This is a genomic window from Constrictibacter sp. MBR-5 (genome assembly GCF_040549485.1).
GTDB lineage: Bacteria > Pseudomonadota > Alphaproteobacteria > JAJUGE01 > JAJUGE01 > Constrictibacter.
Window position 1 is genome coordinate 52,970 of sequence record NZ_JBEPTK010000013.1, and the last position, 14,899, is coordinate 67,868.

Here is a 14,899-nt window from a genome sequence, read left to right on the forward strand (position 1 = left end):
CGCCGCCTCTATCTCAGCCGCGTCGACATGCGACGCTCGGTGATATCGAGAAGCGGAAGGAAGCGCGCCTCGAACGGTGCCGAAACGCTCACCGTCAGATGCGTTTGGGGGGATCCATAGCCGGGGCAGCGGCCGTCGACGAGTGCAATGCCTGCGGGACAGCCGGTGACGCGGTCGACTCCGACGTCGGCGCCCTCGATACCCGCGGCCGCGAGCTTTTCGAGAAGTCGCGCCTCCACGTCATCCCGTGGGGCGTTGTTGTGCGCGCCGTACTGCAGCACCCCCTGCACGACGTTCCCGAGGCGCATCGATTGGGCGACATAGAATCCGTAGTCGACGAGCCCGGCCATCAGCAGCAGAAGCAGGGGACCGATGATCGCGAACTCGACTGCGGCTGCGCCACGCTGATCCATCATGTTCTCTATTGGCGGGATCTCAGTGGGCCATCCTGGCGGTAGCGCGTTAAGGCAAGTCTAACGGGGGCTTACGCCGGATTTGGTTCGCTCGGCCCGTCCGTTCCGCGCGTTCGATGGACCCGCCGTCGCCGCCGGGCGCCCTGATCGAAGCCGCTGATGAGGTAGAGGAAGACGCCGCCGCGCGAACTCGAACCGGCGCAGCGCCGCGCAAAGAAGGTTGGGCGGCCGGTTTTGCCGAACTCCACCGGGACGGACCACCGGCAGGCGTATGAGGCGCCGGAGCGGGCGTTCAGCCTGCCGACCCGCTGGTCGGTCGCCCGAGTGCGAGGTTCCGCTCGGGGCTGTGGGGCAGGGTGGCAGGTTACGCCGCGAGGCGGTCCTTACGCATGCGCAGGGTCACGACGAGGCCGGTCGGCTGCCAGTCGTAGGAGAGGGAGCCCCTGAACTGCTGCGACATGCTGCGCGATATCATTCTGCTGCCGAACCCTTCCATGTCGGGCACTGCTTCTATAGCGGGCCCGCCGGTCTCCGCCCAGATGAGGCATATGTCCGTGTCGTCGGTGTCGCTGGAGACATCCAGCGTCCCCTCGTTCGCCGACAGCGCCCCATGCTTGGCCGAATTGGTCGCCAGTTCGTGGATGACCATCGCGAGGGTCGTGGCCGTTGCCTCCCCCACGCCCATCCGGGGCACGGCGATGCGAATGCGGCCCGCGAACGCACCCTGGTCGTCGTACGGCGCGAGCAGCACGGACAACAGGTCGCCCAGCAGCGCCGCCTTCCCCTCACGTCCGGGAAGCGGCCGAACCAAGTCGTGAGCGCGGCCCAGTGCCGTCAGGCGCGCTGTCAGGCCCTTGGCCATATCCTCGATCGTCGTTGCCGAACGCGACGTGATGTTGGTGATGCTCGTGGCGATCGCCAGCAGGTTCTTGACGCGATGGCTCATCTCCCCCGCGAGCAGTTCGTGGCCCTCCTCCGCCTGCTTGCGGCCACTCACATCCATGAAGATGCCGAACATCACACGGTCGACGATTCCGGCGTCGGCGCCCTGGCCGCGTGTGGAAATCCAGCGGACTTCGTCATCGAGCATGATGCGGAAGTCGATCTCGTAGGGGCCCGCGACGGAGCGCGTCGATACGAACGCCGCGCGCACCCGGTCGCGGTCGGCGGGATGGATATGGGCGGAAAGCTCCTCGAACGAGACTTCGTCAGCCCAGGGCAAGCCCCACAGGTCGAAGGCGCGCTCGTCCATCGTGAATCGGTTGCTGTCTACCTGCCAAGACCACAGGGCTACCCTGGCAGCATCTATCGCGGTCCGGAGATGTTCAGGCCGCCAAACCTGCGATCCTGGGCCCTGTGCAGACAAGGATAGCTTCTCCCCAATGAAGTTTCGGGCCGTCAATGGTTCGGAGGTTAACACGGATGCTGCACAGGCAGTGAGGGGCAAGCGGCGAAATCGACTCAACCGACACGCATTATTTTTATTTTTGAAGGCGCGCCTCTCCTTGGTTCGCGCCCTCGGAATACCTGAGGGAGCTGCGAACAGCGGCATCCTCGCGCCAGACCCGACCCCGCCTACGGCGGCAGCACCAGCTGTTCGCTCGTCCGACCGAACTGACGGCCCTCCTACCCCACCCGCTCCACCAACCCCATCGCCGCCGCCGGGTTGCTCTGCTTGAAGCCGCTGATGACGTAGAGGAAGACGTCGCGGCCCTGTTTCGCCGGCAGCGGGTCCGCCACGCGGTTCAGGTCGTCCGGCACGCCGCCGGCCGCCCAGGTCTTGGCGCGGCCGGCCCAGGCGTCGAGCGCCGCGGGCGCGTAGCCGCCGTCGATACCTTCCTGGGTCCCCATGATGCGGACATAGACGAAGGGTGCCGTGGCGTCCGCGATCTGCGGGAAGTCGCTGTCGCCCGCCGTCACGACGGCCACCTCGTGGGCGCGCAGCAGGTGGACGAATTCCGGCACCTTGAAGCTCTCGTGGCGCACCTCGACGGCGTGGCGGAGGGCGCGGCCCTCGACGGTCTTCGGCAGTAGCTTCAGGAAGGCCTCGAAGTCGGCGGGGTCGAACCGCTTGGTCGCCATGAACTGCCAGTTGATCGGCCCCAGCTTGTCCTTCAGCTCCAGCACGCCGCTGGCGAGGAAGCGGTCGATCGACTGGCCCGCCTCGGCCAGGACCTTGCGGTTGGTGGCGAAGCGCGGGCCCTTCAGCGCGAAGACGAAATCCTCCGGCGTCTCGTCGTGCCACTTGGCGAAGCTCGCCGGCTTCTGCGAGCCGTAATAGGTGCCGTTGATCTCGATCGAGGTCAGCTTCGAGGCGGCATATTCCAACTCGCGCTTCTGCGGCAGCTTGTCGGGATAGAAGACGCCGCGCCACGGCTCGTAGGTCCAGCCGCCCACGCCGATGCGGATCGCGCCCTTCGATGCCTGCGTCGATCCCTGTGCCACGGCCGTCCTCCCGTCTGGTCCAGCCTATCGCTACCCCGTCGGCCGGCGTCGGTCATGCCGGATCTTGCGCGGCTGTCGCGGAAAATATTCCGGTGCCCGGTTCCGGCCGCACTCGCGACGCACCATCTTCCGGGAACCGCCCGGGCCGCTCCAGGGCGGCTGCTGTCGGACATGGTGCCGCCCCCGCCGGGCGCACCCCCATAAAACGGAAGAAAACCCCACCCGAACACGCGTGGCGTTTCGCGCGGCTGCCAACGAAAGGGAAGAAAAGGGAATGAAAGGGAAGGGTACGAACGCCGCCGGAGTGCGGGCGTCCCGCCCGCCCTTTTTCTTCGTCCCTCGCCTCCACCCGCTGTCGCCGCGATGCGGGCGGGACGCCCGCGCTCCGGGGCTACCCATGAAAGGGAACGAAACCCCACCCTCGACACGCGCCGCCTATTCGCCCGGCACCGGCACGGGCTCTTCGGCCTCGCGCGCTTCCTGCTGGCGCGCCCACATCTCGGCATACATGCCGCCGCGGGCGAGCAGGTCGGCGTGGCGCCCGCGCTCGGCGATCCGGCCGTCGTCGAGCACGACGATCTCGTCGGCGTCGACCACGGTCGACAGGCGGTGCGCGATGATCAGCGTGGTGCGGCCGCGGGCCAGTTCGCGCAGGTTCGCCTGGATCTCCTGCTCGGTGCGGCTGTCGAGGGCCGAGGTCGCCTCGTCGAACAGCAGGATGCGCGGGTCCTTCAGGATCGTCCGGGCGATGGCGACGCGCTGCTTCTCGCCGCCCGACAGCTTCAGCCCGCGCTCGCCGACGGCGGTGTCGTAGCCGTCGGGCAGGCCGCGGATGAAGCCGTCGATGCGGGCGAGCCGGGCCGCCTCGTGGATCTCGGCCTCGGCCGCGTCCGGCCGGCCGTAGGCGATGTTGTAGAAGATGCTGTCGTTGAACAGCACCGTGTCCTGCGGGACGATGCCGATGGCGGCGCGCACGCTGTCCTGGGTGACCGTCCGCAGGTCCTGGCCGTCGATCAGGATGCGACCGCCGCTCGCGTCGTAGAAGCGGAACAGCAGCCGGCTGATCGTCGACTTGCCGGCACCCGACGGGCCGACGATCGCCACGGTGTGGCCGGCCGGCACGGTGAAGCTGACGCCCTTCAGGATCGGCCGGCGCGGGTCGTAGCCGAAGTCGACGTCCTCGAAGCGCACCTCGCCGCCGGCGACGCGCAGCGCCGGCGCGCCGGGCACGTCCCGCACCTCGCGGTCGGCGCGCAGCAGGTCGAACATCTTCTCCATGTCGACCAGCGCCTGCTTGATCTCGCGATAGACCCAGCCGAACACGCCCAGCGGCTGGTAGAGCTGCAGCAGGTAGGTGTTGACCAGGACGAAGTCGCCGATGGTCATGGTGCCCGCGACGATGCCCGCCGCCGCCATCCACATGACGATCGTCACGCCGACCGAGATGATCGCCGCCTGGCCGATGTTCAGCAGTGACAGCGACGACTGGCTCAGCACGGCGGCGCGCTCGTATTTCTGCATCGCCTCGTCGAAGCGCGCCGCCTCGTGCACCTCGTTGCCGAAATACTTGACGGTCTCGTAGTTCAGCAGGCTGTCGATGGCGCGGGTGTTGGCGCGGTTGTCCTGCTCAATCATCTGGCGCCGCACGCGGATGCGCCACTCGGTCACCGCCAGCGTGTAGGCGATGTAGGCGGCCACGGTCGCCAGGGTCGCCAGCGCGAACCAGACGTCGAGCAGCGTCCAGAGGATGGCGAAGACGAGGCTGACCTCCAGGATCGTCGGCAGGATGTTGAACAGGGTGAAGCGCAGCAGCGTGTCGATGGCGTTGGTGCCGCGCTCGATCGAGCGCGACAGGCCGCCGGTCTGGCGCTCCAGGTGGAAGCGCAGCGACAAGGCGTGCAGGTGCCGGAAGACGCGCAGCGCCACGTTGCGGATGGCGCGCTGGCCGACTTTGGAGAAGATCGCGTCGCGCAGGTCGGCGAAGGCGAGCGACAGGATGCGTGCGGCGCCGTAGGCCAGGATCATGCCGAGCGGCAGGACGACGGCTAGCCCGCCCTCGCCCGACAGTGCGTCGACCGCGCCCTTGTAGAAGACGGGCACGTAGACGGTGGCGACCTTGGCCAGGGCGAGACTGAGCAGCGTCAGCACCACCCGGACGCGCAGCCCCGTCTCGCCCGCCGGCCAGAGATAGGGCAGCAGCGTGGCGATGGTGCCGAGGCTGCCGAGCGGCGGCGGAGCCGGGGCGGAGGCTGGGGCTGGGGCCGATGAAGGAGGCGGTGAGGGCATGCGCGCGGTCTGCCGTGACTGTCGTGACTTCGGGTCGGTCCGCTCTATCTGGTCCGGCAGGACGTCGCGGCAAAGCTGCGATGCGCGGCGACGACGAACGGTAACAATCGGTGGCGATAATAGGCTTGGTATGAACGGTCGGGCCGGCCACACGACCTAGTGCTGGCGCGGTTCTTGATAGTCTCATATTGTTATACCGGTCGAGGGCAGGAGGCTTTGGAGTGCACGCCTCTCTCAACGAGTGTCCGGCTTTGGTGCTGAACGCGGACTTCCGCCCGCTCAGCTACTTTCCGCTGTCGCTGTGGTCCTGGCAGGACTCGGTGAAGGCGGTATTCCTCGACCGTGTCACCGTGCTCGCCGAATACGACCGCTACATCCACTCGCCCAGCCGCGAGTTTCGATTGCCGAGCGTGATATCGCTGAAGGAATACGTCCCGCCGGCGAAGCGGCCGGCCTTCACGCGCTTCAACGTCTTCCTGCGCGACCGCTTCGACTGCCAGTATTGCGGCCATCGCTTCCATCCCGAGGAACTGACCTTCGACCATGTCGTGCCGCGCTCGAAGGGCGGGCAGACGACGTGGGAGAACATCCTCACCGCCTGTTCGGACTGCAATCTGCGCAAGGGCAACCGCCTGCCGCACGTGGCGAAGATGTTTCCGCGGGTGAAGCCGCACCTGCCGACCGTCTGGCAGCTGCAGGAGAACGGCCGGGGCTTCCCGCCGAACTTCCTGCACCAGAGCTGGGGCGACTATCTCTACTGGGATACCGAGCTGGACCCGGTCTAGCCCTACGCTCCCGCCGCCGCGCGGACCCGCTGGTACAGGTCCTGTCCGACATAGCCGTCCGCCTGGATACCGGTCGCCTGCTGGAAGGCGCGTGCGGCGCTCCGCGTGTTCGGGCCGACGATCCCGTCCGGCGTGCCGGGGTCGTAGCCCAGGCTGCCGAGCCAGCGCTGCAGGTCCATGACTTGGCTGCGCGACAGGCCGACCTCGTCCATCGCCGGCTGCACGATCAGGGGCTCGCGCCCGGCGATCCGGTCGGCGAGCAGCCCGACCGCCAGCGCATAGTTGAACGAGCGGTTCCAGTTCAGGATGACGCCGAAGTTCGGGTAGGTGATGAAGGCCGGGCCGCGCCAGCCGGCCGGCAGCAGCAGCGCCGCCTCGGTGCCGCCGTTTGCCAGCGGCCGCCCGTCGGCCGGCCGTACGCCGAGCGCCTGCCAGTCGGCCACCGCCCGCTTCACCGACAGGTCGGCCAGCGTGTAGTCGAAGCCCGGCGGCAGGATCACTTCCTGGCCCCACTCCTCGCCGGCGCGCCAGCCGGCGGCGTTCAGGAAGTTGCCGGCCGAGCCGAAGATGTCGGGCAGGCTGCTCCAGATGTCGCGCCGCCCGTCGCCGTCGGCGTCGACCGCGTGCCGCTGAAAGGTGGACGGCATGAACTGCGGCTGCCCCATGGCGCCCGCCCAGGATCCCTCCATCCGCTCCAGGGCGATGTCGCCGGACGCGACGATGCGCATGGCGTCGAACAGCTCGGCCGTAAAGAACTGGCCGCGCCGCCCCTCGCAGGCCAGCGTCGCCAGGGCGTCCATGATGCGGAAGCCGCCCGTGTTGTCGCCGAAATTGCTCTCCAGGCCCCAGAAGGAGACGATGTAGCGGCCGGGAACGCCGGTCTGCTGTTCGATCGAGCGGAAGAGCGGCGCGTAGGCGGACAGCATGCGCCGGCCGCGGTCGATCCGGTTCTGCGAGACCCGCTTGTCGATATACTGGCCGAAGGTCTGGACGAACTCGGGCTGCGACCGGTCGAGATCGACGACCCGCTGCAGCTCGCGCACGTCCCGCAGCGACGCCTCGGCCACCTGGACGGGAATGCCGTTGGCGACCGCCTGCCGCTTCAGGTCCGCCACGCAGGCACCGAAGTCGACGGGAGCCGGAGCCGACACGGGCTGGCCGCCGGCTGGCGTGGCCTGCGCGATGCCGATGCCCTGCGGCGGTGCGGAACCGGGCGAAGAGGCACAAGCGGCCAGCGCCGACGCGGCGATCAGCGTCACGAACAGCGGCTTTAGGGACGGTCTGCGAGGCACTGCGCTCTCCTGGCGATGGTCACGGTCAGGAGAACGCCCTCCCGCCGGCGGGGTTTCCCGGCTCGCGGCTGCGGCGCGGCCGCGCCCGCGAAATACCTTTTGTAAAATTCTCCGTACCGCGGCTACTTTCCGGGCCGCTACAAGAGTGCCTCACGACGTCGATTTCCCCCAGACTGTCGCATGGGTCGTGGAAGAATGCTCACATGAGTATACGCTCGCGGCTCCTGGCGCTGGTGGCGCTGGCGACGCTGGTGCCGGCGGTGCTCGTCGGGATCCGCTTTGTGCACGACCGCGGCCGCGGCATCGACGCGGCGATCGCCGACCTGACGGCGACGGCGCAGGCCGTGGGCGAGGACCTGGGCGAGAAGATCCAGGGGACCGCGCAGCTGCATTATGGGCTGGCCCGTGCCCGCGATCTCCACACCCGCGACCGTGCGGCCTGCTCGACCTTCCTCGCCGCCGTGCGGGAAGAGCATCCGCAATATACCGGGATCCTGACCATCGACCCGAATGGTCGGCTGTTCTGCGACTCGTTGCGGACCGGCCGCGAGCTCGACCTCAACGACCGCGGCTACTTCGTAAAGGCGCTGGCCGCCCCGGGCGGCGTGACGATGGAAGCGGCGTTCGGCCGCCTGACCGGACTGTCCGTGCTGCAGATCGCGTATCCGGCGCAGGCGGAGACGGGCGAACTGAACTTCGTCCTGCTGGCCTCGCTGGATCTGACCAAGTTCGCGGAGGCGCACCGGCGCCGCGTTCCCCACAAGCAGATTCTGATGTTCGACGCCGCCGGCACCGTGCTGGTCTGGCTGCCGGGTCAGATGCGCGCCGAGCCCGTGGGCACGTCGATCGCCGAAACCGAACTGTTCCGCCGAGCGACCGCGACGAGTGGTGCCCATCTCGTCGACCTCGACGGCGCCGACGGCCGGCGCGAGGTGTGGGCGGTCGCTGCCCTTCCCTCTGACGTGCCGGCACCGGGCCTGCACATCCTGGTCGGCCTCCCGCACAGCGACCTCGTGGCCGAGGCCAATCGGCGCCTCATCCAGGGCACGTCGACGCTGACGGTGATCTCGTTGTTGCTGTTCGGCGGCGTCTGGACGCTCGCCGAGAAGGGAATCCGGCGACCCGTCGGGCGCATCGGGACGATGGCCCGCAAGCTCGGGCAAGGCGATCTGAGCGCCCGGGTCGAGCCGCCGCATCCGGCGGGCGAACTGGGTGCGCTGATGGGGGTGCTCAACGCCACGGCCGAGGCCCTGGAACGCCAGCGGACGGCCATCGACGACCTGAACGCGCGGCTGCGCCAGTCCCAGAAGATGGAGGCGATCGGTCAGCTCACCGGGGGCGTCGCCCACGACTTCAACAATCTCCTGACGGTGATCCTGGGCAGTGCGGAACTGCTGGTGGAACGTCTCGACAGGGATCCGGAGCTGCGCATGCTCGCAGACATGACGGCGAAGGCGGCGGAACGCGGCTCGGAACTCACCAACCGTCTGTTGGCCTTCGCGCGGCGTCAGCCCCTGGATCCCAGGCCGACGGACGTCAACCGGCAGATCGCCGACATGGACCGGCTGTTGCGGCGGACGCTGGGCGAGCAGATCGAGATCGAGGTCGTCCAGGCCGGCGGGCTGTGGAAGGCGATGATCGACGCCGGGCAGTTGGAGAACGCGATCCTCAACCTCTGCATCAACGCCCGCGATGCGATGCCGGACGGCGGTCGCCTGACCGTCGAGACGGCCAATGTGCGCCTCGACGCCGTCTATGCCGCGAGCCAGAGCGAGCTGGAGCCCGGTCAGTATGTGATGGTCGCGGTGTCGGATACGGGCACCGGAATGGATGCCGTCACGCTGGAGCGGGCGTTCGAGCCCTTCTTCACGACGAAGGACGTGGGCAAGGGCAGCGGCCTCGGCCTCAGCATGGTCTACGGCTTCGTCAAGCAGTCGGGCGGGCACGTCCGGATCTACTCCGAGCCCGGCCAGGGCACGACGGTGAAGCTCTACCTGCCACGTGCCGACGCCGACCAAATCCAGGCCGGCGCTCCGGCGGAGCCGGCGCTCGAGAAGGGCAAGGAACGGATCCTTCTCGTCGAGGACGACGATCTGGTCCGCGGCCACGTCGCCCGACAGCTCGGCAGCCTCGGCTATCAGGTCGTGGCCGTGGAGAACGGACCGGATGCGATCGCGGCGCTCCGCCAGGACGCCGACATCGACCTGCTGTTCACGGACATCGTCATGCCGGGCGGAATGAACGGCCGCGAGGTCGCCGACCGGGCGAAGGCGCTGCGCCCGGGGCTGCCGGTGCTGTTCACCTCGGGCTACACCGAGAACGCGATCGTCCACCAGGGCCGCCTCGACCGCGGCGTCCATCTCCTTCAGAAGCCGTATCGTCGCCAGGAACTGGCGGCCAAGGTGCGGCAGGCGCTGAGGGGCGAGCAGGGGAACGATTGCTGAGCCGACCCCTCGGGCCGGAAGGTCGTCAGGGCCGAACGGTCAGGGAAGGATCGACAGCACGGCCTCGGGCGGGCGGCCGAGTGCCGCCTTGCCGCCCGACAGCACCACCGGCCGCTCGATCAGCACGGGCGTTTCCGCCATGGCGGCGATCAGGGCCCCGCGCGAGAGCGCGGGATCGTCGAAGCCGCCTGCCCGATAGACTGCCTCCTTCCGCCGCATCAGCGCCCGCGGCTCCATCTCGAGCAGGTCCAGGACCCGGGCGATCTCCGCTGCGGATGGCGGCCTCTCCAGATAGGGCACGATCTCGGGCTCGATGCCGCGGCTCCGCAGCAGGGCCAGGGTCTCCCGCGACTTGCTGCAGCGCGGATTGTGCCAGATGACGACGGCGCTCACGCCCCGGCCGCCGCGACCGCCCGCTCGATGGCGGATACCGCTTCTGCAGCGAGGCCGCCATCGGGCCCGCCGGCCTGCGCCATGTCCGGCCGGCCGCCGCCGCCTTTGCCGCCCATCGCCTCGGCGCCGACCCGCACCAGATCGACGGCACTGACGCGTTCGGTGAGATCCGGGGTGACGGCGACGACGATCGAGCCCTTGCCGTCGTTGGTGGCGACCAGGGCCACGACGCCGGAGCCCAGCTGGCTCTTCAGCTCGTCCGCCATGCCCTTCAACTCGCGTGGCGGCACTCCGTCCAGGACGCGGGCGTCGAACCGCATGCCGCCGACGGTCCTGTCGCCGGGACCGGAAGCCGGGCCAGCCGCTGCCAGTCGCTTGCGCATGTCGGAGAGCTCGCGCTCGAGGCGCCGCCGCTCCTCGGTCAGAGACTCGATCCGCTCGACGATCAGGTCGGGCGTCGTGCGAAGCGCTTGGGCCGCACGGTCGACGATCCGCAGCCGCTCGGACACGAAGCGCTCGGCCGCCTCGCCGGTCAGCGCCTCGATCCGCCGCAGGCCCGCGCCCACGGCGCTCTCGCCCGTCACCACCATCGCGCCGATCTCGCCGGTGCGGCCGACATGCGTGCCGCCGCACAGTTCAATCGAATATTCGCGGTTGGCGCCCGGCGCCTCCGGCCCGCCCATGGTGACGACCCGAACCTCGTCGCCGTATTTCTCGCCGAACAGGGCCATCGCGCCCGTGTCGATCGCCTGCTTGATCGGCATCAGCCGGGTGGCGACGGCGCTGTCCATGCGGATGCGCTCGTTCACCTCCGCCTCGATCGCCGCGACCTCGTCCGCCGTGATCGGCTTCGGGTGCGAGATGTCGAAGCGCAGGCGGTCGGGCGACACCAGCGAGCCGCGCTGCGCCACGTGCGTGCCAAGGTGCCGGCGCAGGGCGGCGTGCAGCAGATGGGTGGCACTGTGGTGCCGCCGGGTCGCGTCGCGGCGCTGGGCGTCCACCCGCATCTCCACCGCATCGCCCACCGCCAGCGCGCCGCGCGTGACCGTGCCGGAATGAACGAACAGGTCGCCGACCTTTTTCTGGGTGTCGCGGATCGCGATCTCGGCGCCCTCGGCCGTGAACATGGCGCCGGTATCGCCGACCTGCCCGCCGGATTCGCCGTAGAAGGGCGTCTGGTTGACGATGATCGCCACCTCGGCACCCGTCTCGGCCCGCGCCACTTCCTTGCCGTCGAGCAGCAGCGCCTTCACCTGGCCCTCGGCCGCGGTCTCGGCATAGCCCAGGAACTCCGTCGCCCCCAGCCGCTCGCGCAGGTCGAACCATACGGCTTCCGTCGCCGCCTCGCCGGAACCGGCCCAGGCCTTGCGGGCATCCTCGCGCTGCTTCTCCATGGCCGCGTTGAAGCCCTCGGTGTCGACGCCCAGCCCGCGGCCGCGCAGCACGTCCTGGGTCAGGTCGAGCGGGAAGCCGAACGTGTCGTACAGCTTGAACGCCACCTCGCCGGCCAGCTTGCCGCCCTCGGGCAGCGTGCCCGTCGCCTCGTCGAGCAGGCGCAGGCCGCGGTCGAGCGTCTGCTTGAACCGCTCCTCCTCGAACTTCAGCGTCTCGGCGATGAGCGCGTTGGCGCGGTGCAACTCCGGATAGGCGTCGCCCATCTGGCGGACCAGCGCCGGCACCAGCCGCCACATCAGCGGATCGCGCGCGCCCAGGATGTGGGCGTGGCGCATGGCGCGCCGCATGATCCGGCGCAGCACGTAGCCGCGTCCTTCGTTCGACGGCAGGACGCCGTCGGCGATCAGGAAGCTGGAGGCGCGCAGGTGGTCGGCGATCACCCGGTGCGACACGGCGTGCGGGCCGTCGGGCGGCGTGCCGGACGCCTCCGCCGACGCCTCGATCAGCGCGCGCATCAGGTCGATGTCGTAATTGTCGTGCTTGCCCTGCAGCACCGCCGTGATGCGCTCCAGGCCCATGCCCGTGTCGATCGACGGCTTGGGCAGGTTGACGCGCTCGTCGCGCGTGACCTGCTCGAACTGCATGAAGACCAGGTTCCAGATCTCGATGAACCGGTCGCCGTCCTCGTCGGGGCTGCCGGGCGGGCCGCCCGGGATGTGCGGGCCATGGTCGTAGAAGATCTCGGAGCAGGGCCCGCACGGCCCGGTGTCGCCCATCGCCCAGAAATTGTCCGATGTGGCGATGCGGATGATCTTCTGATCCGGCAGCCCGGCGATCTTGCGCCACAGTGCCGCCGCATCCTCGTCCTCGGCATAGACGGTGACCAACAGCTTGTCGGCCGGCAGGCCGTACTCCTTGGTGATCAGGTTCCAGGCCAGTTCGATCGCCGTCTCCTTGAAATAGTCGCCGAAGGAGAAGTTACCGAGCATCTCGAAGAAGGTGTGGTGCCGCGCCGTATAGCCGACATTCTCCAGGTCGTTGTGCTTGCCGCCGGCGCGCACGCACTTCTGCGACGTGGCGGCGCGGCTATACGGCCGGTGTTCGGCGCCGGTGAAGACGTTCTTGAACTGCACCATCCCCGCATTGGTGAACATCAGCGTCGGATCGTTCCGCGGCACCAGCGGGCTCGAGGCCACGGGCTCGTGCCCGTGCTTCGCGAAATAGTCGAGGAACGTCTTGCGGATGTCGTTCGCGGTCGCCATGCGGGGTGCTTCCATAATGCTCAGCCTGCGTACGGCAGGTGCTGAATCTTGGTCGCTTTCCAGATGGATGAAAGCCCCCGCTTTTAGCGCTCCAGGTCCCCGGGTGTCCAGAATGACCACAGGCTCGGCCCGCGGCGGCCGGTCTATTCCCCCGCCGCCAGCAGGACGTCAGCGCTTTCGCGGGTCCGCCGGAACTGGCACCACCCGACCAGGAGGATCGCCAGGCCGAGGGCGATCGTGTCCATCAGGGCGCCGGGGAAGATGAAGGTCACCGCGCAGGCGGCGGCCAGGGCGCGTTCGGGCCAGCCGAGGGGGACGAGGAGCCAACCGACGCAGGCGACAGACAAGGCCGTGACGCCCATCCCGGCGGTGAAGAAGCGCCACGCCATGTCGGCGATACTGTCGGTCAGGCCCAGCAGTTCCGGCGAGTAGACGAACAGGAACGGCAGGATGAAGACCGACAGGCCGATGCGGAACGAGACGAAGGCCGTCCGCATCGGTTTCGTCCCCGCGATCGCCGCGGCGGCGAAGGCGGCGATCGCGACCGGCGGCGTGATGTTGGATTTGCAGCCGCCGTAGAAGATGAACATGTGCGCCGCCAGCAGCGGCACGCCCAGCGCCACCATCCCCGGCGCCAGGAGCAGCGCCAGCACGATGTAGGCCCCCGTGGCCGGCATGCCGGTGCCGAGGATGATCGAGAAGATCATCGTCAGCACCAGGATGAAGAACAGGTTGCCGTGTGCGACGTCCAGGATGACGGCACTCAGCCGAACCCCGATGCCGGTCATCGTGATGATGCCGACCAGGATGCCGCCGATGGAGACCGCCACGGCGATCTGGCCCATCATGCGCGGCGCCTCGGTGCAGGCCGCCCAGAGCACCTGGAGGATCCGGCGCCGGTTCTCCGGGTCGAGCAGGACGAGCAGGAAGACCAGGCTGAAGATCGACCAGATCGCGCCGACCACGGGCGTGTAGCCCTCGACCAGGAAGTAGACCAGCGCGAACAGCGGCACCAGCAGGTAGCCGCGCTGCTTGAACACCGGCCACAGCTTCGGGATGTCGGCCTGTTCCATCGGCCGCAGCCGCAGCTTGCGCGCCTCCAGGTCGACCGTCGCATAGGTCGCGACATAGTAGAGGACCGCCGGCAGGATCGCCGCGATGCAGATGTCGACGTAGGAGATGCCGGTCATCTCGGCCATGACGAAGGCCGTCGCACCCATCACCGGCGGTGTGAGAAGGCCGCCCGACGAGGCCACCGCCTCGACGCCGGCGGCGAACTCCGGCTTGTAGCCGGCGCGCTTCATCGCCGGGATGGTGAAGGAGCCGGTGGTCACCACGTTGGCCGCCGCGGTGCCGGACAGGGTGGCCATGAAGGCGCTGGAGACCACCGACGTCTTGGCCGGCCCGCCGACCAGCCGGCCGGTGAGCGCGTTCGCCGAATCGGTGAAGAAGTCGCCGGCGCCGGATGCGACCAGGATCGCGCCGAAGAGGATGAAGTGGAAGATGTAGCTGGCCGTCACCCCCAGCGGCGAGCCGAACAGCCCCTCGTTGGTGAAGTACATCAGGTCCATGATGCGCTCGACCGAGAACCCGCGGTGCCAGAACGGCGCCGGCAGATGGTTGCCGAACATGGCGTAGGCGAAGAAGAGCAGCGTCAGGATGACCAGGAACCAGCCGATCGCCCGGCGCGCCGCCTCCAGGATGACGATGATCAGGCCGACCGACAGGACCATCTCCAGGTTGGTCAGCGGCGTCATGTAGGTGAGCCGCGTCTGGACGTAGCCGACGTTGAGGAAGAGATAGGAGGTCGAGGCGACGAGCATGCCGACCAGCGCCCAGTCCCACACCGCCTTCGCCCGCCTGCCGAGCGCCGTCCGCGCCTCGCGGTCGCGGCCGAGGAACAGGATCGACAGCGCGAACAGCAGGTGGGCCGGCCGGTGGATCTCCGGCACCGGCTCGCCGATATAGCCCGTCACCATCTGGTAGCCGGACATCGCCAGCGCGAGCAGGGCGACGAACCGCTTCAGGTCGAAGGCGCGGAAGAAGGCCGGCACGGCGACCGGCAGCACCTCACGATCGGAGCGGAGCCGGACGTGCGGGTCGGCGTGGCTTGCGGCGTGGGCGTCGGCATAGGCGGAGGCATCGGCCATGGCACTTCTCCCGGACGATCAGGCTGCTGCTGCC

At 68.8% G+C, this 14,899-nt stretch carries 10 protein-coding genes; 2 read left to right on the forward strand and 8 right to left on the reverse strand.

All coding sequences use genetic code 11. The features are described from left to right. Positions 1-8: 8 nt before the first annotated feature. The 4 genes from ABIE65_RS21650 to ABIE65_RS21665 all read right to left on the reverse strand — a co-directional run bounded on the left by ABIE65_RS21650 (position 9) and on the right by ABIE65_RS21665 (position 5,144). Positions 9-413, reverse strand: coding sequence for a TadE/TadG family type IV pilus assembly protein (locus ABIE65_RS21650; RefSeq protein ID WP_354080618.1), 405 nt, complete (start codon positions 411-413; stop codon positions 9-11). A gap of 364 nt (positions 414-777) precedes the next feature. Beyond that, the gene (locus tag ABIE65_RS21655; protein WP_354080620.1) at positions 778-1,665 is read right to left on the reverse strand and encodes a sensor histidine kinase; all 888 of its coding nucleotides are present in this window, start codon (positions 1,663-1,665) and stop codon (positions 778-780) included. Between the two features lie 374 nt (positions 1,666-2,039). Beyond that, positions 2,040-2,858: a DUF72 domain-containing protein gene (locus ABIE65_RS21660; RefSeq protein ID WP_354080622.1), complete on the reverse strand. Its 819-nt coding sequence runs from the start codon at positions 2,856-2,858 to the stop codon at positions 2,040-2,042. 435 nt (positions 2,859-3,293) lie between these two features. Next, positions 3,294-5,144: an ABCB family ABC transporter ATP-binding protein/permease gene (locus ABIE65_RS21665; RefSeq protein WP_354080624.1), complete on the reverse strand. Its 1,851-nt coding sequence runs from the start codon at positions 5,142-5,144 to the stop codon at positions 3,294-3,296. Between the two features lie 221 nt (positions 5,145-5,365). Between ABIE65_RS21665 and ABIE65_RS21670 the strand changes: the two genes are divergently transcribed. Next, entirely contained in the window at positions 5,366-5,929 is a 564-nt protein-coding gene (locus tag ABIE65_RS21670) for an HNH endonuclease (protein WP_354080626.1), read from the forward strand. Positions 5,930-5,931: 2 nt separating this feature from the next. Here ABIE65_RS21670 and ABIE65_RS21675 read toward each other — a convergent pair whose 3' ends face one another. Beyond that, positions 5,932-7,221, reverse strand: coding sequence for a lytic murein transglycosylase (locus tag ABIE65_RS21675; protein WP_354080628.1), 1,290 nt, complete (start codon positions 7,219-7,221; stop codon positions 5,932-5,934). A 203-nt stretch (positions 7,222-7,424) separates the two neighbouring features. Here ABIE65_RS21675 and ABIE65_RS21680 point away from each other — a divergent pair, with 203 nt between their 5' ends. Next, positions 7,425-9,665, forward strand: a complete 2,241-nt coding sequence (locus ABIE65_RS21680) for an ATP-binding protein (protein ID WP_354080630.1) — start codon at positions 7,425-7,427, stop codon at positions 9,663-9,665. 39 nt (positions 9,666-9,704) lie between these two features. Here ABIE65_RS21680 and arsC read toward each other — a convergent pair whose 3' ends face one another. The 3 genes from arsC to ABIE65_RS21695 form a co-directional block, all read right to left on the reverse strand. Continuing rightward, complete coding sequence (arsC, locus tag ABIE65_RS21685) at positions 9,705-10,058, reverse strand: arsenate reductase (glutaredoxin) (RefSeq protein WP_354080632.1); 354 nt, start codon at positions 10,056-10,058, stop codon at positions 9,705-9,707. Next, a complete protein-coding gene (alaS, locus tag ABIE65_RS21690) occupies positions 10,055-12,715 on the reverse strand; it encodes an alanine--tRNA ligase (RefSeq protein ID WP_354080634.1) in 2,661 nt (886 codons plus the stop codon). Before alaS ends, arsC begins: the two co-directional genes overlap by 4 nt. 143 nt (positions 12,716-12,858) lie before the next feature. Beyond that, a complete protein-coding gene (locus ABIE65_RS21695) occupies positions 12,859-14,865 on the reverse strand; it encodes a TRAP transporter permease (protein WP_354080636.1) in 2,007 nt (668 codons plus the stop codon). Between the last annotated feature and the right edge of the window lie 34 nt (positions 14,866-14,899).